Genomic DNA, 25,245 nt, shown 5'->3' with positions numbered 1-25,245 from the left:
CACTCTAGGGCAGAAATCGAAGCGTGGAAAGCACGCCGACCCTTTGTACGGTGCCATACATATCTTCGTGCCGGATCGTCAGAAGCTTGCCTCGTCGGAGCCCTTGGCATTCACCTGCCGCTGCAGATGGGCGACGGCAAAATCCATGAAAGCGCGCACACGTCCTGAAACCATATGCCCTTCGGCATGCACGAGGTGGATAGGCACCGGCGCGCGCTCATAATCGGCCAGCACGACCTTCAGGCGGCCTTCCGTGATATCCTGCGCCACCTGATAGGATTGGAAGCGCGATATGCCAAAACCTGTGACGGCGGCTGCGATCGCACTGTCGTTCGTATTGCATATCAGCGAAGGATTGATCGGGACGCGGATCTCGTCGTCCTTGCCGAACCACCACTCTGAGGGACCAAACAAGCCGTCGCGGCCGATCAGCTTGTGATGACGCAAATCCTCAGGTCTTTGCGGCTCGCCGAAGCGGACGAAATAGTCTGGCGACGCGCAAATGACCTGCCTGATCGAGCCGATCCGTCGCGCGATCAACCCCGAGTCCGACAGCGCGGCAATACGGACGGCCACATCGAGGCCCTCTTCCATCAGATTGGTCATCCGGTCGACGAAGGCAGTCCTCACGCGCATGTTCGGATAAAGCTGAAGAAAATCGAGAATAACGGGCAACACATGCAGCCGGCCGAACAGCACCGGCGCCGTGACAGTCAGGAGACCGGCCGGCTGCGTGTAGCTTCCGGCGGCGTTCGCTTCCGCCTCGGCAATGTCGGCAAGGATGCGCCGGCAATCGGCAGCATAGCCTTCTCCCGCCGAAGTCAGCTTCATGGACCGGGTCGTTCGTACGAGAAGGCGAGTTCCCATACTGTCTTCGAGCTGAATGACCGCGCGCGTCACCGAAGGAGCGCTCATGTGAAGAGCCTTGGCCGCAGATGCGAAACCGCCGCTCTCCACCACCCGCATGAAGATGCGCATTGCCTGCAACCGATCCACAGACCCTCCTAATTATTTCAGATTATGAAACAGTTACGTACAAATTACAGAGCTTATCATCGGCACGTCTAATAGTCACCATTGCGACACTCGCCCAAAGGAGATCGCCATGAAACTTTATTATCATCCGCTATCAGGCCATTCGCACCGCGCTCGCCTGCTTTTGTCGCTGCTCGACGTCCGGCACGAGCTCGTCTTGGTCGATCTTGCGCTCAAGGCACAAAAGCAAATGGATTTTCTGGCGCTCAATCCGTTTGGACAGCTACCCGTGCTCGATGACGACGGCACGATCATCGCGGACTCCAATGCCATCATGGTCTACGTCGCCAAGAAAATGGGGCGCGCCGATTGGCTGCCGGAGGATCCCGCCGGTGCCGCCGCCGTGCAGCGCTGGCTTTCGGTCGCTGCCGGTCAGATCGCCCACGGTCCGGCAATGGCGCGCATGATCAACGTCTTCAAGGCACCCTATCGGCGCGAAGAGGTGCTGCCTCGTGCTCATGCGATTTTGGCGCTGATCGAAGCGACGCTCGATGGCCGCGACTGGATCGCCGCCGATCGAACCACCATTGCCGATGTGGCACTCTATAGCTATGTGGCGCGCGCTCCCGAGGGCGACATCAATTTGGCCCCCTACCCTCATATCCGACTGTGGCTCGCAAGAGTGGAAGCGCTTCCCGGTTTCGTCGAATTCCAGAAGACACCGGTCGGAATAGTCGCATGACGACGTTGGCGGCAGATGAAGCCACAACACGGCTACCGTGGCATGAAGGAGAAACCCAGCTCCAGAGGTCCATCGGCGTCGAGGCGAGGATGGGCGAAGTCGGCCGTAAGGCAATCCGCGACCATTTGATCGATCAGCACCGGGAGTTTTACACGCTTCTGCCGATGGTCGTTCTCGGCGCGGTCGATGCCGACGACGATGTTTGGGCCACACTGCGAGCCGGATATCCGGGCTTTCTCCACGCACCGGACCCCAGCAGGCTGAGGGTTGCGCTTCCACGCGAAGGCGCAGACCCTGCCGAGGCGGGAATGGAGGATGGCGCGGCAATCGCACTGTTGGGCATCGACCTTGGCACGCGTCGACGGAACCGCCTGAACGGCACGTTGCATAGACATGCCGGAGGCTTCGATCTTGTGGTACAGGAGAGCTTCGGCAATTGCCCGAAGTACATCCAGTTGCGGCACGCCAGCTTCATCCGGGCACCTCAGCAATCCTCCGCTCTGCCGCCACACACTGGCTCAACTTTGGACGATGAAAGCCGACGGCTCGTGGAGCAGGCCGATACCCTGTTCGTGGCGTCCTATTTTGAGGACGGCAATGGACGCCGCATCGGCGTCTCGCATCGTGGCGGCCCGACGGGCTTTGTGCGCATCGGCGATGACGGCTGGCTGACCATACCGGATTTCCCGGGAAACCGATTCTTCAACACGCTGGGCAATATTGCGATCAACCGCAAAGCCGGGCTGGCATTCGTTGATTTTGCCTCCGGCTCGTTGCTGCAAATGACTGGTTATGCCGAGCTGGTGCAGGATGCTTCGATCTGCAAGCCCCTTGCGGGTGCGGAGCGCTACTGGCGTTTTCGTCCACGCAAAGTGGTCTGGCGGCCCGATGCCCTCCCGATCCGGTATGACATGGTGGAGTGGTCACCCTTCACCCTCAACATGCGTGGAGGGAACAAGGCCGAGGCGGCGTCCGATCGTGCCCAATAATCTCTATCAGGGCGAAAACGCAGACGTGATATGATCGATACCGCAGCCAATCGATGTTGCACAAAATCAACAGCGACATTTCCGTTCTCGATAACACGCAGAATCCGATTTACAAACGAGCGGGCTGTATATAGCAACATATTCAGGATCCTATATTAGTTCGCGCACTGGTGGGGTTTTTCAGGTGCGGACTGACGGGGGTTCCATAGGGGTGGGGTAATATCGGCATTCACGTGCAGAAGCATTGCCTTGTCTTTAGTCGTCTTTACAACGAGATGGCTTTGGCAATGCGGATGATACTCGCTCCTTGGAATATGTAATAAAGATTGCAACCAGGAGTTTACAATGAACATCAAGAGCCTCCTTCTCGGCTCCGCTGCTGCTCTCGCAGCAGTTTCCGGTGCCCATGCAGCTGACGCAATCGTTGCTGCCGAGCCCGAGCCGCTGGAATACGTTCGCATCTGCGACGCATACGGTGCAGGCTACTTCTTCATTCCCGGCACGGAAACCTGCCTCAAGGTTGGCGGCATGGTCCGTACCGAAGGCAAGTGGTACGACGCTTACAACGCAAACAGCCGTAACGGCACGCTGTGGCACACCCGCGCTCAGCTGGCGCTCGACACTGCAACGGACACCGAATACGGTCCGCTGAAGACCAACACGGTTATCCGTTGGGACTGGCAGGAAGGCAACTCCACCTCCACGAAGCTTCTCTGGGCTAACATCAGCCTCGGCGGCTTCCTGGTCGGTAAGGCTGACTCGCAGTTCAACTACTACATGGGCTACGCCGGCGACGTCATCAACGACGACGTGATCTACGACGGCCCGTACGAACTCAACCAGTTGACCTACAACTATGACGCAGGCAACGGCTTCACCGCTGTCGTCTCGCTCGAAGACTCGAACTCCACCGGTTCGGGCGCTGGTTACGGCGCAAGCTGGGCAAGCGATGACAAGGCCAATCACTACGCTCCCGACGTTGTTGCCGGTGCCGGCTTCAAGTCCGGCGCATGGGGCTTCAAGGTCGTTGGCGGTTACGACTCGATCAAGTCTGAAGGCGCGATCAAGGCTCGTGTCGATGCTGACTTCGGCGTCTTCTCGGCCTTCTTGATGGGTGGCTGGAACACGGACGGCGACAACCTCAACAAGTACGCAGGCACCAACCTGGCCCGCTCTTCTTGCCCGGTTGACGATGCATCGAAGTGCGGCTGGGGTGACTGGGCTGTTTGGGGCGGCGTTGGCGTTCCGATCAACGAAAAGCTGAAGTGGAACCTGCAGCTGGCCTACACCGACAGCAAGATCTTCGCAGCGACCACGAACCTGAAGTTCAACCCGGTCAAGAACCTGCTCATCGAGCCGGAAATCTCCTACACGAACTTCGATTCCGTGAACCAGGATCAGTGGGCTGGTATCCTCCGCTTCCAGCGCAGCTTCTAATATCATTCGCCCGGTCTCCTGGGACCGGGTCTGGGAAGCCTGATGTACCGATCAGTCAGGTTTCTCGATGTGATGGATCGACCTCTGATCAATCATGAAAGGCCCGGACTCGCTCCGGGTCTTTTTTATTTTGGCTAAAAGCACGCACCTCGGGAGCATAAATTTCCCTAGCGCCTAGTGAGTTCAATCCTCAGCTGGCGTGGGCATAGCCTGCCCAAGTGCTCTCGCTACATTCGAAATCATTGCGTTGTGCAAGATCTTCGCTCCGGATGTAGCCAGCTATTTCAAAGACTTTACGCAAGAGATCATGACAGGCGTGCTTCCAATCATCCTGCCGGCCTGATTCTTCTGCACGGCGGCACTCGTCAAATTGAGATCGAGCCGAATTTTTGCGAGACGGTTCGCGCCCGCCATCTTCTGCGCCATGGATATGACCAATGGCGGTCTCTACGCCTCTTTCGGGCAGTTATGTGCGACCAAGGAAAAAGCAGTTTTTTTTGGAGCTGCCACCCAATCTGGCTTTGCAAAATTATCGATCTGCGTCATGCGATGGCTAGAATGTCTCAGATGTTGGCCTATGGCCCTGTCGTCATCTGACCTAAATCCCGTTCCTTGGTCTGTAACTCACCGCACCTGTTCCTCGCTTGACGAAGTATGCGGATGGTTTATGTAACCATCGCACTATCCACCACGATCACGCTGAACCTACCCACATCGCACAAACGCGTGCCGCCCTCTGTCCTCGTGCCTCGCCAGATTGGCGGGCGCTGGTTGCGACGGAATAAATCTATGCTCCGAAATCACCGGCCGCGGCTATAGACCACCCGTATCGGTCGACGCCCAAGCTATGCAACATCTGGAGAAAATTGCACAAATGCAGGAATTACTCCTGCAGCGAATTTGTGTTGGCAGTGTCAGTTATCTCGACGAACCACGTTCGCAGCACCCCCATCACTGCTTTTCTCCAGAAATAATTCAGCGATTACAAATCTTTATTATGATTCTCAGGCCATTCCCTGATTCAGCGTTGACAGAAAAAGCCACGCTATGTTTCGCTAAAAACAGCGGAAGTGATTTAATATCGCGAAGCACGGTGATGCGGTCGGCGATCACCGAGAACTCCTGGATACGATGCGAGATATAGATCACGCCGACGCCCCTGCCCTTTGCTTCCTTGATGAAACGAAACAGCGTCTCCGTCTCGCGTTCGGACAATGATGCCGTCGGCTCGTCAAGAATGAGTATGCGAGCGTTTGCGTGGATGGCTTTGGCGATTTCGGTCATCTGCTGCTCTGCACGAGAAAGCGAAATGACCGAGGCTCTGACATCAATATTGAAGCCAAGCTCCGCAAACAGCTTGCGAGCGTCGCGTTCCATTCGCCTTCGGTCGATAAACGGCCCGATCAGCGGTTCATTACCGAGGAAAATGTTCTTCGCCACGCTGAGAGTGGGGACGAGCGAAAATTCCTGAAACACCGCGGAAACACCGCTCTTCTTCGCATTGGCCACGGAAGAGAAGGCAACCTCTTCGCTATATAGCTTCACGCTTCCTGAGGAATGCGGGTATACGCCTGCAAGAATCGAGATGAGCGTGGACTTGCCTGCGCCGTTCTCTCCAAACAGGACATGCACTTCGCCGGCTAGGAGGTCGAAATTGACGCCATCAAGGGCTGTGACACCGGGAAACGTCCGGGTAACATGCCTCATCTCGACAAGATGTGAGACCGTTTTCTGCATGTTGGATCGCCAATCTTGGCTCCGGCAGAATTTGCCGGAGCGCCCGTCATGTTCAAGGCTCAGTTCACGCTGAACTTCGGCTTGAAACCATCAGGCGGGAGGATGGTATCCTTGTTGACCTGACCAATATTGCTGGAGTCGAGCACGAAGATCTTCGGGCCGACATGCTTGATGAGATCCTTCTTTTCCAACGCCCGGACGGCCTGATCGATCGCAACCCGTTCCTGGATGACCATGGAGTCGGCAGGCGAAGCTGCAATGAGGCCTCGCTTGATGCCTTCAAAAACGCCTGGGGTCATGTAGAAAGAGAGGAGATGGACCTGGTCTTTGAGGCCACGTTCACGGATCAATCCTTGTGCCGCTTCCGTCGCTCAGGTCGCGCTTGCGTGGCTGCTGCATCAAAAGGTCGTTTCAAGCGTCCTCGTTGGCGCAAAGCGGATGGAACAATTTGAAGACAATCTGAAGGTGACGAAAATTGTCCTCAGCGATGAGGATCTCGCCGCGATCAACGAAGCGAGCAAGCTTCCGCCAGAGTATCCCGGTTGGATGCTCGCCATGTGGAGTCAGATCCGTGCTGGCTATCTCGCCAACTCGAAACGATAAACCCGGCAAGATGCGCGCGACCGGCGAAAGGTTGCGCTCTCAGTCGGGCGATGCCCAGACGCTCGGCAATATCCCATGCTGAGGTGTCGCGCGATCCAACCTCGGGTCCCTGCCCTAATAGATTTCGGTTGGCTATATCTATTCTTGCCGAGACACGACGTCGTGTCCGATCGCCGAGACGAGATAGCCAGAGCGCTCCGCAGCGCTGGATTGCCGGCGAAGGTGATCCGCTCGTCGGCGCATGGCAGAACTTCCTAGGGTTGTATCAATGGCCGGTCAGCAAGTTGCTTGGATCGTATTCGCGACGACCCGATGGCCCTGGCCAGGGCCATCGGGTAATGCTTATGAAAGTGACGATGCCCTCTATCCGGCCGTCGCCGACAACTCTTCGCCAATTGTATTCCTCAAGATCGAAAGCCGTTCGATATCAACCTCGATCAGATCGCCGGGCTTCATCCAAAGCGGAGGATTGCGCTTGGCACCGACGCCGCCTGGCGTTCCGCTGACAATCACATCGCCGGGCTCGAGCCGCGTGAACGATGAGCAATATTCGATCTGGCGGGGAATATCGAAAATCATCTGATCGAATGTCGCATCCTGAACAACCATGCCGTTGAGCCGCGTCTGGATACGCAGATTGCCAAGAGGTCCGAGCTCATCGGGCGTCATCATCCAGGGACCGAACGCCCCTGTGTCAGGAAAATTCTTGCCGGGCGTGAACTGGTGCGTGTGACGCTGAAAATCCCGGACGCTACCGTCGTTATAACAAGCATATCCGGCAACATGGGACAGTGCATCGGCACGCGAGATGTACCGGCCACCCTTGCCGATGATCACCGCCAGCTCTCCCTCAAAATCCAGCTCGGTCGAGACGCGGGGGCGGATGATGGGTGCGAGATGCCCGGTCTGACTGTTGGAGTAACGCGCGAAAATCGTCGGATTATCGACTTCGGTCCGCCCGGTTTCCTTGCGATGCATTTCGTAGTTGAGACCCACGCAAAGGATCTTGTCGGGATTGGGAACAACAGGCAGCCACTCAATCGCGTGCGTGTCATAGGCCTTAGCGTCAGACTTGGCTGCGGAAACGCCTTCGAAACCGGCGGCAATCGCCGCCTTCAAATCGGCGTATGTGCCGGAAAGAACGGCGCCAACGTCAAAAATCGTGTCGCCTTCGACGATGCCCCAGCTTTTGCGACCCCCAAACAGAAACGTTGAAAACTTCATGCCTTTATCTCCTTGCCGGGGTGCGTCGACCCATCCGGCTTTTGGTTGTTTCCCAGACCTCGAAAGCCCGGAAAAGATGCGAAGCGGGTAAGAGTTCGCTCCGGAAAGATCATGGCGAACGCCGATACCGCACCGATTGCCAGAATGAGCGCTGTAAACAGCATAGCGTTGGCATAACCTGCAGGAACGTTGTCGCCGCTTGCCTGAATGATGCTGCCTGTTATGGCATTGGAGACCAATGCCGAGGCAGCGTTCGCCGAATAGATGACCACAATCAGCCTGCCGCGCTGCGATGCGGGAGATATTGCGCCGAGCGCCACCGGACCATAGATGGTCGTCAGGCTTGGCGCTGCGAAAGCGATTGCGATCAATGCCAGTTGCAACGCACCAGAACTGTAGACAGCAAGGGCCAATGCAGCCCCGCTTGCGAGCAGTGCATAGCCTGATGCGCTGCCTAGCGCCGCGCGCCTGCTCCATCCGGATTTCAGCATGTTTTGCGCAAGCCAGGATCCAACAAGCAACAGCGGCGATTGGAAGATATAGACGCCGGAAATGATCCAACCGACCTGAGTGTGTTCATACCCAAGGCCCTGCTGCAGATAAGGCGGCAGCCAGGTGGCGGACATTCCGACGATCCAATAAGACATGGTCGACATGATGATAATGCCGATGACCGTCGGATCGAGCCACAATGCGGTTGCCGGAATGCGCAAACCGTCATCTTGTGCATCCTTGCGGGCGTTCGCGACGGCGTATGGACCTTCCTTGCCAATCACAAGCCAGGCAGCAAGCCAGACCAGCCCGAGAAGGCCGCAGAACAGGAACCCACTACGCCAGCCGTAGGAGACGATGACATAAGTTAGAAGTGGACTGCCCACCAGCAGGCCAACGCTGATACCCTGGAGGATCACCGCGCTTGGAACGCTTCGTCTCTCTGTTGAAAACCAGTCGTAACAGGCGTGAAGCGCTGTGGGCAGGCCAGGCCCTTCGCCAAGGCCAAGGAAGATCCTGCATACCACGAGCACGGTGATGGACGTGCTGAAATAGATCGGAATCTGTGTTGCGGACCAAATCAGCGCGAGGCCAACCAAGATCCACTTTACCGGGATGCGGCCGATGACAAACAGGCCAACGAAAATACCCGATAGCGAAAACAACAAAAAGAAACTGCTGCCGACCAAACCGAACTGCTGCGGCGTTAGCGATAACTCCTTCATGATCGGAACGGCCGACAGACCGAATACGAGTTTGTCGAAGAAATTGAGCGTCTGAAACAAGAACAGCATGATCAGTACGGTATAGGGGCGCCAGCGCTCCCTGGATGCGTTTGTATTTCCCATGGTTTCCTCCCCGTTTATACAAGCCGCGCAATCGACCGCCCCTCAATGGAGGCGATCGCGTAATTCACTCAGTTGTTGATCAAGTTCGAACTGCGTGCGGGCAGCACCGAAGACGTAGTGATCAGGACGAACCAACACTGCCTCGACGCCATGCCGATCGAACCAGGCAGCCAGAACACCCTCCATTTCCTCAAAGGTGTCGAGGCCTCCGCTGACCGCCGGCGCAACGAGCGTTTTAACGACGAGGCCAAGCTCCGACGGCACGCCCTGACCATTGACAGCGCGCCGGCCATCCAGGAACAGCCGCCAGCCATTGCCCGTCATCTTGTCGAGCAATTGCGCCGAACCATCCTCCCGTCTGGCCAAGGGCTGGGGAAACAGTGTTCCCTTCACCTCTTCCGCGCCGCAATCCGACAGGAAGCCGACGCGGAGCGGTGGCACGATCTCCTGCCTGGTGATCGTGCGTGCCTGACCACCCCCTTCAGCAAGCGCTTTTTCATCACGCTGTGAGGCTGCAACCGGGTCGCGTTCGCAGATCATCTGACCGATCGCCTTGATCTTACCGGTCAGTTCCACGACGTGCTGCTTGCGTTCCTCGGTATAGGTGTCAAGCAGACGATCGCTTGATCGGCCGACAAGGACACGATCCAGCTTCCAGGTGAGGTTGGAAACATCGCGCAGTCCCTGGCACATGCCCTGCCCTATAAAAGGGGGCTGCTGATGGGCGGCATCGCCGGCTATGAATACTCTGCCCGAACGCCAATTATCGGCGACGAGAGCGTGGAAGCGATAAGCCGCCGCGCGCCATAGCTGACCATCGTTCGGCGATAGCCAGGGCCCAAGCAGCTTCCAGACATTCTCGGGCTTCTCCATCTCGCGGGGATCTTCCCCCGGAAGAAGCATGATTTCCCAGCGACGATGGTTCTGCGGTCCCATGACGAACGTTGTTGGTCTCGCCGGATTGCAAAACTGCGCCGAGGTTTCTGGAAGCTTGTCGAGGGCATCCTCGTTGACCTTGATATCAATGACCAACCAGGGCTCATCGAAGACCAGATCTTCCAATTTCAGCCCTGCCTGCTCGCGAACGGTGCTCCAGGCGCCGTCGCAGCCGATCAGATAGTTTGCCGAAACTGTTCTCGTGGCCTCAGACGTCACGATACGAGCTTCGACATGCGTGTCGTTCTGCCGAAAGCCTATCAGTTCGCTCCCCAGTTCGACGGTGACCGTCTCAAGCGACGTCACATGCTCTCGAATGGCGGCTTCGACGGGCGGCTGCGTGAAAACCATGCTCGGCGTGTAACCCAACGGATAGGGCCGCGCGACCATATCGATGCGACGGATGAGCTGACCGCGGGCGCCGAAGTGCTGGGATGCGGTAAACGGCGCGGTATAAGGCAAAATTCCTTCGGCGATCCCCATGTTATCGAAATGGCGCAGGATCTCGTGGTCGATCGCGATCGCACGCGGCTTTTCATAAATTCCCGTCTGACGATCAACGACCAGAACCCGATGGCCCTTTTGGCCAAGCAGCCCGGCGGCGACGGCGCCGGCTGGGCCAAAGCCCGCAATCAGGACATCGTAGTGCTCAAACGTGTGAGATATGTTCGTCAAGGAAGTTGCCCGCTTTGAAGATGGGAGTTCAGTTGCCCGAAAATGGCACGGATACCTGTGCCTTCTTGCAGCCTTCGGATTTCGGCGGGGCGATGCCCCAGTGATCAGTTCGCCCTGGCGGCCAAGTCCAATCCGCGGGACCGCCAACCTTGTAACTGTCATCCACTTGCAAGACTTCGGACGTGTATTCGACGACGACACCGAGCGGATCGACGAAATAGGCAAATACGTTGTCGCCAGGCCCATGCCGGCCGACACCCCAGCCGATGGGAATGTTGTTGTCGACAACCCGCCCGGACGCACGCATGACGGATTCTGTATCCGGCATCAAAAACGCGATATGATTGAGGCCGTTCATCTCGGCTTCGGCAAGAACGACCGCGTGATGATCGTCGTTGCAGCGCAGAAACGCCATAATCTTCGAACGGTCAGTCAGAAGAAAGCCAAGCACGTTCCGATAGAAGGCGGATAATTCTTCGATGTCTGCGCTGTTGATATTGACGTGCGCGAGCCGTAGCGGCCGGTTCGCCTCGACCGCCTCTTTCTTGCATTTGTCGCCATATACGAATTCCAAGACGCAGCCCTGCGGCTCGCTCGCCACAAAACCGATTCCTCCCGCCGGCCCGGGCCTGTCGCCCATTGGTCTCAGAATTTCGCAACCAAATCCCTTGAGCCTATCGTGAAGCATGCTGAGCTCTGCCTCGTCGCGGACACGAAACGTCACCTTGCGAAGTTCGGATCGATGACTTGCCTTGAGTTCGAGAACATGGTGATCGTGTCCGGTAGCCGCCAGAAAGACTTTGCCATCGTCGCGGGCGACGACGTCCAGTCCCCATATCTTCGTGTAGAACGCTTCGGAACGCTCGATATCCGGTGTGCCGATTTCGACGCTGCGCAACGCGATAATTGGAAATTCGGTCATTGTCTCACCCCGGAAAGGCCCAGGAAGCGGGCCGCATTTGCATGAGCCAAGCGCTCCTGGATTGCGGCATCCTCAAACGCCTCTTCAATACGCGACAGGGGCGAACGCTCATGGAAATTGAAGGGATAGTCCGTTCCAACAAAAAGCTGCGTGTCGCCGAACATCGACGTGATATGGCGCAGCGTCATCGGATCGTAGACGAGAGCGTCATAAAAAAGCGCCTTGGCCTGCAACGACGGTTGCTGGAAAATGGCATCCTTGACTGCCGGGAAAACCCGCCACCCTTCATCCATGCGTGGCAAGAGCGAAGCGAGGGTCCCGCCCCCGTGACTGAAGCCGATACGCAGGTCGGGGGCATTCTGCAGCATGTTCGAAGTGATTACCGAGGCGGCGGCAAGCCCCACATCGGTCGGGTAGGCAATAATCTGCTGCAGCTGACCGGGACCAAAAAGACGGTCCATTCCCGCGGGACGGACGGCATGGACGAAAACGGCGGCGCCGAGGGCTTCAGCCTCCTTGAAGAAGGGAAGAAAGCGAGGATCCCCGATCGCGGCGGCGTTCACGTTGCTGCCGATCTCCACGCCGGCAAAACCAAGATCCTTGACCACACGATGGAGTTCGACGATCGCGGCGTTGAGATCCTGCAACGGCACGGTTCCGAGACCACAAAAACGACCATCGGAACCCGCGATCAGTTCAGCGATCGTGTCGTTGAGATAGCGGCTCAGATCGATAGCCGGATCGAGATCCATCCAGTAGCCAAATAGCTCCGGCATGGGAGATAGCGCCTGTATCCGCACTCCCATGTCGTCCATGTCGGCGATCCGCGTCGGCCCATTCCAGCACGCCTGGCCAAGGGTGCGATAGTTCTTGCCGTCGATGACAATCGTCTTGTGGCAAGCATCGGCGCTCTCCATGCTTGGCCAGCCCCTGGGTAGCGCACCTTTCAAATATGACGGGAATTCGGCCGGAACGATGTGCGCGTGCACATCGATCCCGCAGCAATTGCAGATCCGCGTCATGGCTTTCCGTCTTTCAAGCTCAACTGCGGTTCCTCCTTATCGGCTTTGAGCTGCAAATATTACACAAAATGCCACATGTAAACCAGAATTTATAAATTTGTGGGAGATCACGGAGTGTTGTATAAACCGCAAAAATCAATGTGACCAACCAGGCTCTCAGATGAACGAACAACCGCTTGCGAAAGCACTTACGCCCTCCGCGACCCTGGCCAGCTCCATCTATGAGCGACTGAAGGCGGATATCTTGTCCACCGTGCTGGAGCCGGGTCGCAAGCTGCAGCTCCGTTTTCTGATTGAGCATTACGGCGCAGGTCAAACCCCGCTTCGCGAAGCGCTCAATCGCCTTGCATCCGAGGAGTTGGTTGAGGGAAAGGACCAGAGAGGGTTCTTTGTTCGCACGATCAGTCGGGAAGAGTTGCAGGAGCTGACGAAAACAAGATGCTGGGTCGAAACCCTGGCCTTGCGTGAATCGATGGCGCATCGTGACCAGGCGTGGGAGGAGCATCTTTTGCTGACCCATCATCGGCTCAGCCGGACGCCTCGCTCGCGGAAGCCGGAGACGTTTGAAGACAATCCCGAATGGGAACGTCTGCACAGGCAGTTTCACCATGTCCTGATTTCGCAATGTGGCTCGCGACCTCTGATCGCCTTTTGCGAACAGCTGGCCGACCGGTTGTACCGCTATCGCCAAATCTCGATCCGAAAGGCGTTTCGCACGCGGCACGTCAGCGATGAACACGAAGCGATTTTGAAGGCGGTTCTTTCTGGAGATATCGAGCTTTCGGTTGGCTTGTTGGAACAGCACTATCGCCGGACTGCCGAAGTGGTCATCGAGGACCTCGGGCATTAGTGTCCGTGCCCCCCGGCGCTATCCCCACCGGGCGCGAAGTTCATCCGCCGACGCAAGCGCATGACCAAAATCCGACAATCGATCGGCTACCGTGTCCACCAGCGCGGCGTTGTTTTCGGCAAGCGCTCCCGACGGAAGCAAAAGGTTGTTTTCAAAGCCGACGCGAACGTTTCCGCCCATGAGGGCTGCGGCAAGCACGCAGGCGCATTCGTGTCGACCAAAGGCACAGACGGTCCAGTCGAGAAACGGTAAGACGCCTGGCGCTATGAACGGCAGCAGATCGGAAGGGACGGATGTCTGGCCGGTCGTGTAGCGCCTGAGGACATAGAGAACTGCGGGATCATCGAAGGGAATGGCCCCGCTGCGATGCATATCGGCAAGACGCGCAGCTTCTTCCGGCGAATACAGAATGAATTGCGGAGAAATTTTTTCCGAGCGCAGCCAATGCAGGAACCCGGCAAAATCCTTTTCGGAGGCCTCGTTCGGCGATATTTCACGAAGCGCCAGCGAAACGGCCTCCGGTCGAACCGCCCGAACCATCGCCATCTGTTCCTCTGGCATATACAGACCAAGCGATTCCGTCGTGATCTGGATCACCAACCGATCTGCGACCTCTCGCCTCACTGCCTCTATCGCCTGGCGATAGGCCTGCGCATCGAGGCTATGAAGACCGCCCTTGTCTCTGACATGGACATGAATCAAGCTTGCGCCGGCGTCGGCGCATTCGGCCGCGCAACGCGCCAGCTCGTTGGGCAGAATGGGAAGGGCGGGATGGTCCGTCTTTGTCAAGCGGCCACCATTGGGCGCAACAGCGATCGCGACAGGTCGCAGCAAGTGTTGATTGATCATGTTGATGGTCTCAAAGGAGAGTTCGTATGGACCTCGCCGGAGGCGCAGCGAAGCGACCTCCCCTTTATCCACACGGGAGTGGGGGAGGTCGAAAAGTCATGTCCACCCACGCGAGATCGCGTAAGGACGGTCAGTCGGAGAGGATGGCGACGGCGCGCGTCCATCCGGCGGAGGCCTTCTCGATCTTCACCGGGAAGCAACTGATGGTGAAACCCTTGGCCGGCAAGGCTTCGAGATTGTGCAGCTTCTCGATGTGGCAATAGCCGGTATGGCGCCCCGCCTTGTGACCTTCCCAGATTAGAGAGGCATCGCCGGTTTGCGCATATTTCCTGGCCGTATGGACAAAAGGCGCGTCCCAGCTCCAGCCATCGGTACCCGTCACGCGAACACCCTGGTCGAGTAGAAACATCGTTGCTTCATAGCCCATGCCGCATCCGCTCGCGACATAGTCCGGCTGGCCGAACTTCACGCCTGCCGACGTGTTGACGACGACGATCTCAAGAGGGCTGAGTTGGTGACCGATGCGCTTAAGTTCGGCCTCCACATCCGCCGCCGTCGCAACGTAACCATCGGGAAAATGACGGAAATCCAACTTGACGCCGGGCTGATAACACCATTCCAGAGGAACTTCGTCGATCCGCCATGCGGGCTCGCCGTGGTTCATGGTCGGATGATAGTGCCAGGGAGCATCGAGATGTGTCCCATTATGCGTTGAGAGCGAAACACGCTCGACCGCCCAGCCCGCGCGATCCGGCAAATCGTCCGGGGTCATCCCTGGAAAGAACGCAAGCATCTGGTCCAGGCTTTGACCGTGATCGACGTAGTCTATGTGGGGGATCTGGATCGGGGGATCGGCCGGTATATCGTTCGCGATCGGTATTGACAGATCGATGATGCGCTGGGGCATGATTATCCTCCTGTTATCGGATCCGCATTCAGCGGTTTCGGACGACCTTATTGCGAAGGATGCCGATACCTTCTATTTCAAGTTCGACGACGTCACCGTCTTTCAAGAAAAGCCCGGTCTCCAGTCCGCAACCATTACCGATAGTCCCGGAACCGATGAATTCTCCAGCATAGACGGTTTCATCCTGTGACATGTGCGCCAGGATTTCCTCGAAGGTGAAGAGCATTCCCGCCGTCGTGCTGGCACACCGCAGCTCGCCGTTGACCCGAACGAATGCTTTCAGATCATAGGGATCGGTTAGCTCGTCTTTCGTCACAAGCCAGGGGCCGAGCACATTCGCACCGTCGAAACTCTTGCCCTTGGCCGGACCCAACCGGCCCGCCATTTCCCGTGCCTGTTGATCGCGCGCCGAAAAATCATTGAATATGGTGTATCCAAAGATGTGATCGCGCGCGTCCGCAGCAGAAATGTTCTTACCGCTCCTGCCGATCACCACACCAAATTCAAGCTCGTAGTCCATGATTTTCGAATAGCGCGGCCAAACGATGGTGTCGTCAGGCCCAGCGACGATCATGCGGTTGGTGATGTAGTATATGGGCAGCATGCGATAAATATCGGCAAGCGGCGGCAGGGGTTGCGCCTCCAGTTCGGCGATTGCCGCCTCATCGTCGCCAAGCGCCAGCCGCTGGATCCCGCGCGAGGATTGGCGAATATGCGTCTCGAAACTCATGCCGTCGCGCATCTGCCGTGGCTGTTGAAGCGGCGCCATCAAGCGGACATCGCTGAGATTCGATGAAAGATCCCGATCGTCGATATATCGCGCTAGCAACTCGCTCGCCTCAGCCAGACCGGCGCCCCCAGCATCGATCAGGGCGAGCATCGAGGCAAACTGGTCGACGTCTTTCAATCCGGCTCTTTTCGCGGCGGCCTGCAAATCAAGCACCCGGGTGTTGTCGGTGTGGACGCTCCCGAGGCGGGTCGTACTGTCATTCGCGCAATAGGTCGCAAGTTTCATTCGTTATCCTCCTTCCAATCGTATACGTAACTTGAGTTTATATATATTATGTGTTTTTATCGATACAGAATATCGATATCGTTGGAAAGCGATTTGTTTGGGAGGAGAATTACGTGAGGTATGCTATCGCAAAACTGGCGCTTGCCACCGGCATAGCCATTGCTTCCTGGTCGGCAACGTTTGCAGCTGATGCAAAGATCAATATCGGATGCACGGCGACAACCGATTGCGCCTCGGCAGCAGTCGCCCTTCAAGAAGGGATCTTCAAGAAGCACGGCCTGGATGTTTCCATGACCTTGATCGGCCTCAACTCCAACATTCCAGCGGCACTGCTGTCGGATTCGCTTCAAATCGGCGGCCCTACGCCGACGGTCTTTCTGCAAGCCGTCGACGGCGGCCTAGACCTTGTGGCAATTGCAGGCGCAAGCTCGACGGCTCAAGCGACCCATGACACCTCCGGAGTCATTGTTTCTCCCGATAGCACCATCCGACATCCGGCCGACTTCGTCGGAAAGAAAGTTGGTGCGCCCGGTATCGGCGCCTATCTGCAGGTCCTTTTCTCCAAATGGCTGATCGACGCCGGCGTCGATCCGAGCAAGGTACAGTTCGTCGAGGTAACGTTCCCGACCATGGGAGATACGTTGAAGTCGGGAGCCGTCGACGCCGTTGTATCCTCTGAGCCCATCATGTCGCGCATCGTTGATTCGAAGGTTGGTATCAATATTGCCAACTTCATCGGTTCTGTGCCGGATGGGCGGCCGGTCATTCTCTATTCGGCCACGCGCGAGTGGGCTCAGGCCAACCCCCAAGCCGTGACCGAATTTCGGGCCGCGATCGATGAGGCCGCGAAAATCGTCAATGACAATCCCGACGTGGCCCGCAAGGCGATTGCCGAATTCACGAAAATCCCGCAGAACGTCCTATCGAAAATGAAGCTGTCGCACTCCGATCCGTCCTTGAACAAAGAACAGCTCGACTGGTGGGTCGCCACCATGAACCAGCAACATATGCTGCAAGGAAACGTCGATACCGCGGCACTGATCCAGAACTGAAGAGGAGTGAGGATTGTCGAAGCTGTTTGGGAACGCGGCGGAGCTCGCAAACTCGGAAATCCTAAGCGAGAGAGCCGCGGCCTTCTTGGAGCACGATATTCTCGCCGGTACCTGGCAGCCAGGCGATCGTCTCGGAATTCAGGCGCTGTCGGAACGATATGAGATTGGTGCAACGCCTTTGCGCGAAGGCCTTTCGCGCCTCGTTGCACGAGGCCTCGTCTCAGCGGTCGGCCAACGAGGTTTTCGGGTCGCCACGGTGTCCGAGGCCGATCTATCCGACATAACACAGGTACGCATTCTTGTGGAATGCGAGGCCCTGTGTCGATCGATCACGAGCGGATCTGACGAATGGGAGGCCGGAATTCTCTCCTCGCTGCATCGGCTTGTTCGATCAGTGGAGCGTGACCCGGAAACGATGCGTGAAGGCTCAGCAGAGTTCGATCATCTGCACAAGTCTTTTCACCGTTCTCTCCTGGAGGCATGCGGCTCGGAGCGTCTGCTGCGCCTGCACGATGATCTCTACTACCAAGCCTACCGTTACCGTCGCACGATGATGAGCCGCATCGTCGATCACGAGCGTTTCATCAAGCAGCACAAGCTCATGGCCGATATCGTTCTTTCGCGGGACGCAGATCGGGCCGTCGCCGAACTTTCCGCTCACCTCCGCCAGACGCTAAAGATCGTCTACGGGTCGAGCCCCACCATCGGAAGATAGAAATGGATGGAATGAATACCCGCAGCGATGTCATCGAATTCGATGACATCAACCTGTCTTACGGTGATCGCGCGATTATATCCGGCCTATCGCTAAGCCTTAAGCGTGGCGAGATCGTTTGTGTCGTCGGGCCTTCCGGTTGCGGAAAAACCACCGCACTGCGCATGGCAGGTGGACTGGTGCGTCCGAACGGTGGGGTCGTGCGCTTTCTCGGTGAACCGCTGACGGCACCCCGGCGCGATGTGGCGATCGTCTTTCAGGATTATGGAAAAGCCTTATTGCCCTGGCGCACAGCTGCGGCAAACGTCGCGCTGGCGCTCGAGGCGGCAGGCGTGGCGAAAGCCGAGCACAAGGACCGCTCTTTTGCCCTGCTGGCCAAGGTCGGGCTTTCCGGTCACGAGAACAAGTATCCGACAGAGATGTCGGGCGGCATGCAACAGCGCATTCAGATCGCCCGCTGTCTGGCGCAGGAACCGTCTGTTCTGTTGATGGACGAGCCGTTTGGCGCCCTTGACGCCATGACACGCCAAGGCCTGCAGGATGAGATGCTGACACTCGTCGCGGAGACCGGCACGACCGTGCTGTTCGTCACCCATGACCTCGAAGAGGCGGTCTATCTGGGTGATCGAGTGATCGGGCTCCTTCCGAGGCCCGGGCGCCTGGGCATAGAACTCGACGTGGACCTTCCACGACCACGAGATCAGTTGTCGACGAGAGAGATGCCGGAATTCTTGCGCCTTCGCCGTGCGCTATTCGACTTTATCGAAAGGGCGGAACGATGAAGCGTGGTTGGTGGAAAGGCCTGATTGTGCCCGCCGCACTCGTCGCCGTCTGCGAGGCGGCCATGCGGATCTGGGGATCGACGTCGATGTCACTTGCCGCTCCAAGCGATATCTTGCTGGCGCTGATACAAAGTATTGTTGACGCATCCATCCTGATCGCTACCAGCGCGACGCTCGCAACGGCTGGAGCCGGTCTTCTTATTGGAGGTATAGTCGGCACGCTGCTTGGCGTTGTCTTCGGACTATTCGGCATTATCGACCGGTTGATGGAGGTCAGTGTCGAAATGATCAGGCCCATCCCGTCGATTGCGATTTTGCCGATTGCAATGCTGGTCTTCGGTTTCGGTTTTCGAATGGAAATCGCCATCGTCGCATTTTCTTGCATCTGGCCGATGATGCTTCTCGTGCGCGCGGCCATGGCGTCCATCGAGCCACGGCTTTTGGAAGTCGCCAGGACATTGCGCCTGTCGCCGTGGCAGCAACTCCTCAAGATCGTGCTGCCCGCCGCGCTGCCGCGGATCATTGTGGCCTTTCGTCTGGCGGCGGCTATCGCGCTTGTCGTCTCCGTGACGGTGGAAATCGCCGTCAATCCGCTCGGCCTCGGCTATGGAATCCTGGTGGCGGAACAGGCGCTGCGACCCGCGACGATGCTTGCCTATCTCGTTTGGACCGGGATACTTGGCTGGATTATAAACGCGGCGTTGTCGTATGCGCAGCGCAGGCTTCTTGGTCGAGCCGCAATGATCGGAGTGGCACCATGAGGCTCCCGCGCATCCTGTCGCTCGCCGCCAGCCTGCTGGTCGCCGCCACCCTGATTTGGCTATGGCAACTCATTGCCGATCATCGATTGGTCAATCCGGTCTTTCTACCCGGACCCAATCGGACATGGAGGGCGCTTGTTGCGGGATTTGATCATGGCGGACTTGCGGGCAAGCTCGCCGCCACACTCGAACGCATGTTTTGGGGCTGGCTGATTGCATCGTTCGCAGGCATTGGGCTCGGTGCGATTGTTGGCAGCTCACCTGGCTTGCGCGCCTACATCGCACCAATGCTCGAATTCCTGCGGCCACTGCCCGCCTCCGCCACAATTCCGGTCGCGATCGCCGTGTTCGGCCTATCCGACGGGATGGTGCTCGTCGTTATTGCGTTTGGCGCGATGTGGCCTGTCCTGCTGGCGACGATCCATGGTTTCACGGTTGTGGAGCCGCGGCTTTATGAAGTGACGCGCGCACTCGGATTCTCACGCTCAAAGGTCATCTGGAAGGTGGCGCTTCCCTCAGCTTCACCCGATATCATAGCCGGTATGCGGCTCGGTCTGACTGTTTCGCTCATTCTATCGATCGTCTGTGAAATGATCGCGGGACGCAACGGTCTCGGCAACTGGATCCTGCTGGCCGCACGATCGTTCAGGGCGCCCGATCTCTACGCAGGCGTGATCCTTCTTGGCGCGCTTGGCTATGCGACATCCACAGCAATCGCCACGTTCGAAAGCCGCCTGCTGTCTTGGCGGTCGCGACGCTGACGAAAGTAAGGAAGGCATCGTGTCAGAACGTCTTTTTCGCCGATGACCGCATCGACGACCCGGCCGAGCAAGAGCATTGGCAAGCCAAGAACACAGAATTTCGAGCGCCATCGATAAGCGAGGCGCTCGAGGTTGAGGAGGATTACCGTCCGTCGATCAGAATGAAGGCAATGCGAGCCATGGCATCCGATCTATTGGCCCAGCCGTGCATCGTCGCACGTTGAACCAGGACATCGCCACTCCGCAACACCAGCTTCTCGGTATCAAGCACGGCCGTTATCTCACCTTCCAGCACAATCGCATAATCGACGGTTCTGGTTTCGTGCAGCCCGGGGTGATTCCCTTGAGGCCTGTGATCGGCGTCGGGATACAGTGTCCGGAATGTCGCAAGCTGTTGGCGGCGCACCTCCTCCGGATCCCTCGATTCCGGCGGATAGTCGATGATTCTGACAACCGTTCCATTTTGTGGCGGCAAAACTCCAGCGTGGGCTGTGATCGTGTCTGGCTCGGAAACATCAACCGGCGTCGATAGTGTGCGCCAGATATTGGTTACGCGATAACCTGGACGTTCCACAACTGTACGCACTGCCGGTGATGGCCCAACCTCCGCAACATAGCTTTTGCCATCCGCATTGATTGCGGTGACAATACGCCGGATCTCCGGGAGTACTTCGGTCATTGCTTTTCCTTTGATGTCGTTCATTGAAGAGTTCTGCAAGATCAGTCGCGGCCCGATGACATGCCCTGCTGGTTCAGGTGGATCTGCATGTATTCTGCGGTGCGGCCGATATGAAGTTTCAAGCATTCGATCGCGGACTCCTGACGCGACAAAACATGTTCCATCAATTCTCGATGATCACCTCGGGGCGAGATCGGATACATCGATCTGGATCTCAAAAGCCTGCGGTAGCGCGTCATCTGGACGTAAAGCTCATCGCAAAACGCACGAACGCTCTGGTAGGGGCATCCAGCAAGCAGTGCAGAGTGAAAGCGATGGTGTTTTTCTTCGTAGCGATCGAGCCACTCCTTGGAGTGTTCGTCACATCGCACAAGCTCTAGATCGAGAAGATTATAGCTCGCAACGATCTCGTCCTCCCATCGAAGGTCGCCATGGCGCATTGCCAAACGCAGGACTTCCGCCTCAATCAACTGCCGGGAAGCGGTTATGTCGATCAGCTTTTCCATGGTAGCGGGCGCGACGCTGAAACCGCGATTGTTTTCAAGAACGACCAGATTGCGTGCTACCAGCTGGGATAGTGCTTCGCGAAGCGGCGTGGCGCCGATCTTATAATTTTCCACCAATTCACGGATCTTGAGCTTCGCTCCGGGAGGCAGCACTCCGCTCATGATATCCTGGTGGAGAACCGCAAGTGCGTGTTCTTGTGCGGTCTGGCTACGCTCATCGAGCTGGACAACCATCGCGCTTCTCCCTCCTTCTCTGGAGCCTTGACTGGCCATGTGACCTGAATTGTCGAACATAGAGCGCTCACATCTCTGCTCACCGGAATGCCAGGAGCGGTTATCGCAAACTCAATCGTGTCGACGCCATTCCAGCTCAAGCACTGCCATGATGCCGTTTTGCATCTGTGGCAAGGTTCGAAGGAAGACCCGATCGTCTTCAAATCTGAATTGACGCGTGAGCTGTGTTCCGACCCAATTCGGATAGGTAGATGTGTCGACGTGATGAACGACGCGATCCCCCTCGATCGAGTATCTACCGGCATAGGCAATACTTGTCGTATAGGCGCGAGCCTTTTGCCAGTCCGGACTGGATTGGCGGTCTCCTTCCAGCCTCTCCCGAGCGCCATGGGTAATAAGCGCCATCATCCGCCCCGTGGCGGTGTAGTGAATGAAGCCCGTTGCGCCATCACCATAAGAGCTTTCCCGACGCCCGTCCTCGGCTGTTATCGTTGTTGCATCAACGAGTTCCCAAACCCCGACAAGCTTTTCCCGATCGCTCATACCTCACCTTTCGCGTGAAAATCCATTGCCTTGCAGACACGCTCAGCAGGAACCGTGGCGTAGTTTTTATCGATAAATCACGTTTTATCGATAAAAAATCAACCGTCAAGCAAAGTAGGTCAAAAGCTCGGAAATTCATGGGGCATGGCGTGACACGACACGGGCTGGACGCAATGGTGTGAATGCCGACTTCCTTCGCGCATCAAACTTTAAGTATTCCAGCACTGTTGTGATCGACATCGTCGAGATCGAGCGTACTCGCATGTCGCACGATCTCCTTGATGACCGGATCACCCTCTGACGCGCGGGTGACGATGTGAAACATGATCGGCTCGATGCGCCTGTGCGTCATGATCGCAACCAGAGTGCCGGCATTAAGTTCAGGCAGTACCATTGATCTTGGCGCAAGCGCAAAGCCGTCTCCCGCAGTCACGATATCCGTCATGGTCCGAACATTGTTGCACAGGTTGATCGCCGGTTGCGCTACAGGCAACCCCGGTAGAGCTTCCTTCATAATCTGATAGATCGGCGAATGGCTTGGCAGCGACCAAAGCGAGGGCCTGTGCGCAGACCCGCCCTCCTCCAGCCGCTTCGCAACCGCTGGACTTGCAACCCAGAGAAGCTCGGCAGCGCCAATCGGGGTCGCCTTCAATGCGGGATGCGCTATCGAACCGGCCGCGAATGCGAGATCGATCTTTCCAGTCAGCAACGCCTGGATCATGTGGGCGGTAAGTTCAATTTCGATCTCAAAAATCAGGTCGGGCCAACGGCTTTTCATCGCGGCGACAAAGGGAGCGAGGCAGGACGCGGCGGCAATTTCCCCTGCGCCCACACGAACGACACCTTTAAGCTGATTGAAGCCGGCGCTCTTGAGCAATGCACCCTGCAGTTCCTCCCAGATCGGATGATAGTCGCGCACGAGCTCACGCCCCGCCGGCGTCAAACTGGCCGATCTGCCATGCTTCTGGAACAGCTTTGCACCAAGTCGTTCTTCCAATTCACCGATACGCGCGGATATCGCCGGCTGGGTCGCATTCAGTTTCTCGGCGGCGGCGGCAAACGTGCCAAGTCGGGCAATCCAGACCAGAGTTTCGAGATGATAGAGGGATATGCGATTGATAGACATTTCTTATAATTAATCCCAAAAATAAATAATTGGAATGTATGTTTTAGATAATGTCCATTGCTCCCGATTGAGGGAGGAACAGTTGGTGGAAAAACTCTATTCCAACGCCGAAGCTGCATTCGAGGGGCTGCTTTTCAACGGGATGATGATCTGCGCCGGTGGCTTCGGATTGTGTGGAATCCCGGAACGCCTGATCGATCAATTGAGGATCTCCGGCGTGACGGGATTGACGGTGGTGTCCAACAATGCCGGCATCGACAATGAAGGTCTCGGCAAACTTCTGCGAACGCGCCAGATCAGCAAGATGATCGCCAGTTATGTCGGGGAGAACAAGGAGTTCGAGCGACAGTATCTGGCCGGCGAACTTGAGGTCGAATTCTGTCCTCAGGGAACGCTTGCCGAGCGCTGCCGCGCTGGAGGCGCGGGCATTCCCGGCTTCTACACCAAGACCGGTGTCGGAACCATTGTCGCCGAGGGGAAGGAAACGAAGATCTTCGACGGACAGGAGTATCTGCTCGAGCGGGGCATTTTCGCGGATCTCGCCATTATCAAAGCGTGGAAAGCGGATACGAGCGGCAACCTGATCTTTCGAAAGACGGCGCGCAATTTCAATGAGCCGATGGCAACCTCGGCGAAGATCTGCATCGCCGAGGTCGAGGAGATCGTGCCAACCGGCAGCCTCGGTCCCGACAATGTCCATCTTCCAGGGATTTACGTGAAGCGGCTGATCGTCGGCAGCCCATACGAGAAAAAGATCGAATCGCGGACAGTACGCCAGAAGGAGATAGCTTGATGGCCTGGACACGAGAACAAATGGCGGCACGCGCGGCGCGCGCGCTGCGAGACGGGTTTTATGTGAACCTCGGAATTGGCATCCCGACCCTCGTCGCAAATCACATTCCCCAGGGCATCGAAGTGACGCTTCAGTCGGAGAATGGCATGCTTGGGATCGGCCCTTTTCCTTTCGAAGGGGAAGAGGATCCGGATTTGATCAATGCCGGCAAACAAACGATCAGCGCATTGCCGAATAGTAGCTACTTTTCGAGCTCGGACAGCTTTGCAATGATCCGGGGTGGTCACATCGATGTGGCGGTGCTCGGTGCCATGGAGGTTAGCGAGGGCGGAGATATTGCCAATTGGATGATTCCCGACAAGATGATCAAAGGCATGGGCGGCGCCATGGACCTTGTGGCTGGTGTAAAAAAGATCGTCGTTGTGATGGAGCATGTCTCGAAAGACGGTTCCCCCAAATTCGTCCCAAGTTGCAGCCTGCCGCTGACGGGCCGCAATGTGGTCGACATGATTATCACTGATCTATGTGTTTTCGAACGGAGCGCGCCGAACGCACCATTTGCCGTCATTGAGTTTGCCGAGGGCGTTTCTGCGGAAGAGATCGCATTGAAAACAACCGCACATTATATCGGCTGATTGCTTTGGCTGGCTCGATGATTTCAGTTACTTCGCCGCATGTCTTTGAAAGGCTAGCGTCGGTAAACAATCGGTTCGAGCAGCGGAATTTGCGTGTGATCCGTCTCAACCGCTTTATCGCAACGCCAAAGACGTCGCCTGCGATTTCTCATCATTTTAGATGCTTAGGCAACCAAACTGTCATCGCCTCGGTCTATCCAGCCTGATAAGCAAGCTGGCAAGCGCTCCGGTCGCCTGCCCGTCAGTGGTTATGCCTGGGTGGCGTGGACGCGATATTGCGGAACTGTTCGGCGCCATCGAGCACCGCGCCATCGGAGAGCTGCGTGACCGAGCGGCGATAGATGCGCTGCCACGGCGTCGCATCCGGCGGCACGGCGGGAATGCCGTCGCCCTTGCGCCGCGCGATCTCCGCCTCCTCCACCAGCATGTCGCAGC

At 57.1% G+C, this 25,245-nt stretch carries 27 protein-coding genes and 1 pseudogene; 12 read left to right on the top strand and 16 right to left on the bottom strand.

Annotation, left to right across the window (positions count from 1 at the left end; translation table 11 throughout):
- Window positions 1–78: 78 nt before the first annotated feature.
- Window positions 79–996 carry a LysR family transcriptional regulator gene (locus HGP17_RS30990; RefSeq protein ID WP_168815381.1) on the bottom strand — a complete coding sequence of 306 codons (918 nt, stop codon included), beginning with the start codon at window positions 994–996 and terminating at the stop codon, window positions 79–81.
- A 109-nt stretch (window positions 997–1,105) separates the two neighbouring features.
- Here HGP17_RS30990 and HGP17_RS30985 point away from each other — a divergent pair, with 109 nt between their 5' ends.
- From HGP17_RS30985 to HGP17_RS30975, 3 genes are all read left to right on the top strand, one after another.
- Window positions 1,106–1,717, top strand: a complete 612-nt coding sequence (locus HGP17_RS30985; RefSeq protein WP_168815380.1) for a glutathione S-transferase — start codon at window positions 1,106–1,108, stop codon at window positions 1,715–1,717.
- Window positions 1,714–2,706, top strand: coding sequence for a pyridoxamine 5'-phosphate oxidase family protein (locus tag HGP17_RS30980; protein ID WP_168815378.1), 993 nt, complete (start codon window positions 1,714–1,716; stop codon window positions 2,704–2,706). Before HGP17_RS30985 ends, HGP17_RS30980 begins: the two co-directional genes overlap by 4 nt.
- 345 nt (window positions 2,707–3,051) lie before the next feature.
- Window positions 3,052–4,143: a porin gene (locus HGP17_RS30975; RefSeq protein WP_168815376.1), complete on the top strand. Its 1,092-nt coding sequence runs from the start codon at window positions 3,052–3,054 to the stop codon at window positions 4,141–4,143.
- A 975-nt stretch (window positions 4,144–5,118) separates the two neighbouring features.
- On the opposite strand, the gene HGP17_RS30970 is transcribed toward HGP17_RS30975, so the two are convergent.
- Window positions 5,119–5,880: an ATP-binding cassette domain-containing protein gene (locus tag HGP17_RS30970; protein WP_168815373.1), complete on the bottom strand. Its 762-nt coding sequence runs from the start codon at window positions 5,878–5,880 to the stop codon at window positions 5,119–5,121.
- 59 nt (window positions 5,881–5,939) lie between these two features.
- On the bottom strand, window positions 5,940–6,230 hold the full coding sequence (locus HGP17_RS30965) for a hypothetical protein (protein WP_246704301.1): 291 nt from the start codon (window positions 6,228–6,230) through the stop codon (window positions 5,940–5,942).
- On the opposite strand from HGP17_RS30965, the gene HGP17_RS30960 reads away from it, so the two are divergent.
- The gene (locus HGP17_RS30960) at window positions 6,208–6,483 is read left to right on the top strand and encodes an aldo/keto reductase (RefSeq protein ID WP_168815371.1); all 276 of its coding nucleotides are present in this window, start codon (window positions 6,208–6,210) and stop codon (window positions 6,481–6,483) included. The two genes, HGP17_RS30965 and HGP17_RS30960, sit on opposite strands and share 23 nt — an antisense overlap.
- Window positions 6,484–6,846: 363 nt before the next feature.
- On the opposite strand, the gene HGP17_RS30955 is transcribed toward HGP17_RS30960, so the two are convergent.
- Genes HGP17_RS30955 through HGP17_RS30935 form a run of 5 tightly spaced genes read right to left on the bottom strand, consistent with a single transcriptional unit; the run spans window position 6,847 to window position 12,602 of the window.
- Complete coding sequence (locus tag HGP17_RS30955) at window positions 6,847–7,707, bottom strand: fumarylacetoacetate hydrolase family protein (RefSeq protein ID WP_168815369.1); 861 nt, start codon at window positions 7,705–7,707, stop codon at window positions 6,847–6,849.
- Window positions 7,704–9,047 carry an MFS transporter gene (locus tag HGP17_RS30950; protein WP_168815367.1) on the bottom strand — a complete coding sequence of 448 codons (1,344 nt, stop codon included), beginning with the start codon at window positions 9,045–9,047 and terminating at the stop codon, window positions 7,704–7,706. Before HGP17_RS30950 ends, HGP17_RS30955 begins: the two co-directional genes overlap by 4 nt.
- A 42-nt stretch (window positions 9,048–9,089) precedes the next feature.
- Window positions 9,090–10,658 carry a bifunctional 3-(3-hydroxy-phenyl)propionate/3-hydroxycinnamic acid hydroxylase gene (locus HGP17_RS30945; RefSeq protein ID WP_168815365.1) on the bottom strand — a complete coding sequence of 523 codons (1,569 nt, stop codon included), beginning with the start codon at window positions 10,656–10,658 and terminating at the stop codon, window positions 9,090–9,092.
- A gap of 28 nt (window positions 10,659–10,686) precedes the next feature.
- On the bottom strand, window positions 10,687–11,580 hold the full coding sequence (locus HGP17_RS30940) for a VOC family protein (protein ID WP_168815363.1): 894 nt from the start codon (window positions 11,578–11,580) through the stop codon (window positions 10,687–10,689).
- On the bottom strand, window positions 11,577–12,602 hold the full coding sequence (locus tag HGP17_RS30935; RefSeq protein ID WP_168815361.1) for an amidohydrolase family protein: 1,026 nt from the start codon (window positions 12,600–12,602) through the stop codon (window positions 11,577–11,579). Before HGP17_RS30935 ends, HGP17_RS30940 begins: the two co-directional genes overlap by 4 nt.
- Window positions 12,603–12,762: 160 nt before the next feature.
- Here HGP17_RS30935 and HGP17_RS30930 point away from each other — a divergent pair, with 160 nt between their 5' ends.
- Window positions 12,763–13,452 carry a GntR family transcriptional regulator gene (locus HGP17_RS30930; protein ID WP_168815574.1) on the top strand — a complete coding sequence of 230 codons (690 nt, stop codon included), beginning with the start codon at window positions 12,763–12,765 and terminating at the stop codon, window positions 13,450–13,452.
- A gap of 18 nt (window positions 13,453–13,470) precedes the next feature.
- On the opposite strand, the gene HGP17_RS30925 is transcribed toward HGP17_RS30930, so the two are convergent.
- The 3 genes from HGP17_RS30925 to HGP17_RS30915 all read right to left on the bottom strand — a co-directional run bounded on the left by HGP17_RS30925 (window position 13,471) and on the right by HGP17_RS30915 (window position 16,223).
- Window positions 13,471–14,301, bottom strand: coding sequence for a 3-keto-5-aminohexanoate cleavage protein (locus HGP17_RS30925; protein ID WP_168815359.1), 831 nt, complete (start codon window positions 14,299–14,301; stop codon window positions 13,471–13,473).
- Between the two features lie 130 nt (window positions 14,302–14,431).
- Window positions 14,432–15,208 carry a cyclase family protein gene (locus HGP17_RS30920; protein ID WP_168815356.1) on the bottom strand — a complete coding sequence of 259 codons (777 nt, stop codon included), beginning with the start codon at window positions 15,206–15,208 and terminating at the stop codon, window positions 14,432–14,434.
- 28 nt (window positions 15,209–15,236) lie between these two features.
- A complete protein-coding gene (locus HGP17_RS30915) occupies window positions 15,237–16,223 on the bottom strand; it encodes a fumarylacetoacetate hydrolase family protein (RefSeq protein WP_168815354.1) in 987 nt (328 codons plus the stop codon).
- Between the two features lie 113 nt (window positions 16,224–16,336).
- On the opposite strand from HGP17_RS30915, the gene HGP17_RS30910 reads away from it, so the two are divergent.
- Genes HGP17_RS30910 through HGP17_RS30890 form a run of 5 tightly spaced genes read left to right on the top strand, consistent with a single transcriptional unit; the run spans window position 16,337 to window position 20,294 of the window.
- Window positions 16,337–17,275 carry an ABC transporter substrate-binding protein gene (locus HGP17_RS30910; RefSeq protein WP_348649010.1) on the top strand — a complete coding sequence of 313 codons (939 nt, stop codon included), beginning with the start codon at window positions 16,337–16,339 and terminating at the stop codon, window positions 17,273–17,275.
- 13 nt (window positions 17,276–17,288) lie between these two features.
- Complete coding sequence (locus tag HGP17_RS30905; RefSeq protein WP_168815352.1) at window positions 17,289–17,990, top strand: FCD domain-containing protein; 702 nt, start codon at window positions 17,289–17,291, stop codon at window positions 17,988–17,990.
- Between the two features lie 2 nt (window positions 17,991–17,992).
- Window positions 17,993–18,772: an ABC transporter ATP-binding protein gene (locus HGP17_RS30900; RefSeq protein WP_205926211.1), complete on the top strand. Its 780-nt coding sequence runs from the start codon at window positions 17,993–17,995 to the stop codon at window positions 18,770–18,772.
- The gene (locus tag HGP17_RS30895) at window positions 18,769–19,533 is read left to right on the top strand and encodes an ABC transporter permease (RefSeq protein WP_168815350.1); all 765 of its coding nucleotides are present in this window, start codon (window positions 18,769–18,771) and stop codon (window positions 19,531–19,533) included. The genes HGP17_RS30900 and HGP17_RS30895 overlap by 4 nt, the downstream gene beginning before the upstream one ends.
- Window positions 19,530–20,294, top strand: coding sequence for an ABC transporter permease (locus HGP17_RS30890; RefSeq protein ID WP_168815348.1), 765 nt, complete (start codon window positions 19,530–19,532; stop codon window positions 20,292–20,294). The genes HGP17_RS30895 and HGP17_RS30890 overlap by 4 nt, the downstream gene beginning before the upstream one ends.
- 142 nt (window positions 20,295–20,436) lie before the next feature.
- Here HGP17_RS30890 and HGP17_RS30885 read toward each other — a convergent pair whose 3' ends face one another.
- The 4 genes from HGP17_RS30885 to HGP17_RS30870 all read right to left on the bottom strand — a co-directional run bounded on the left by HGP17_RS30885 (window position 20,437) and on the right by HGP17_RS30870 (window position 23,382).
- Complete coding sequence (locus HGP17_RS30885; protein WP_205926210.1) at window positions 20,437–20,997, bottom strand: cupin domain-containing protein; 561 nt, start codon at window positions 20,995–20,997, stop codon at window positions 20,437–20,439.
- 17 nt (window positions 20,998–21,014) lie between these two features.
- On the bottom strand, window positions 21,015–21,773 hold the full coding sequence (locus tag HGP17_RS30880; protein ID WP_168815346.1) for a GntR family transcriptional regulator: 759 nt from the start codon (window positions 21,771–21,773) through the stop codon (window positions 21,015–21,017).
- A gap of 51 nt (window positions 21,774–21,824) precedes the next feature.
- Entirely contained in the window at window positions 21,825–22,256 is a 432-nt protein-coding gene (locus HGP17_RS30875; protein WP_168815344.1) for a lipocalin-like domain-containing protein, read from the bottom strand.
- 202 nt (window positions 22,257–22,458) lie between these two features.
- A complete protein-coding gene (locus HGP17_RS30870; RefSeq protein ID WP_168815342.1) occupies window positions 22,459–23,382 on the bottom strand; it encodes a LysR family transcriptional regulator in 924 nt (307 codons plus the stop codon).
- Window positions 23,383–23,467: 85 nt separating this feature from the next.
- Here HGP17_RS30870 and HGP17_RS30865 point away from each other — a divergent pair, with 85 nt between their 5' ends.
- Window positions 23,468–24,175 carry a CoA transferase subunit A gene (locus tag HGP17_RS30865; protein WP_348649009.1) on the top strand — a complete coding sequence of 236 codons (708 nt, stop codon included), beginning with the start codon at window positions 23,468–23,470 and terminating at the stop codon, window positions 24,173–24,175.
- Window positions 24,175–24,810, top strand: a complete 636-nt coding sequence (locus HGP17_RS30860; RefSeq protein WP_168815338.1) for a 3-oxoacid CoA-transferase subunit B — start codon at window positions 24,175–24,177, stop codon at window positions 24,808–24,810. Before HGP17_RS30865 ends, HGP17_RS30860 begins: the two co-directional genes overlap by 1 nt.
- Before the next feature lie 241 nt (window positions 24,811–25,051).
- On the opposite strand, the pseudogene HGP17_RS30855 reads toward HGP17_RS30860, so the two are convergent.
- Window positions 25,052–25,245 (bottom strand): annotated as a pseudogene (locus tag HGP17_RS30855) (dihydroxy-acid dehydratase); the annotation flags it as partial.

The sequence above is a fragment of the Rhizobium sp. P38BS-XIX genome (assembly GCF_012641435.1).
Classification (GTDB): domain Bacteria; phylum Pseudomonadota; class Alphaproteobacteria; order Rhizobiales; family Rhizobiaceae; genus Rhizobium.
The sequence above is the reverse complement of the archived record's forward strand: the minus strand, read 5'-3'. Positions and strand labels throughout refer to the sequence as shown.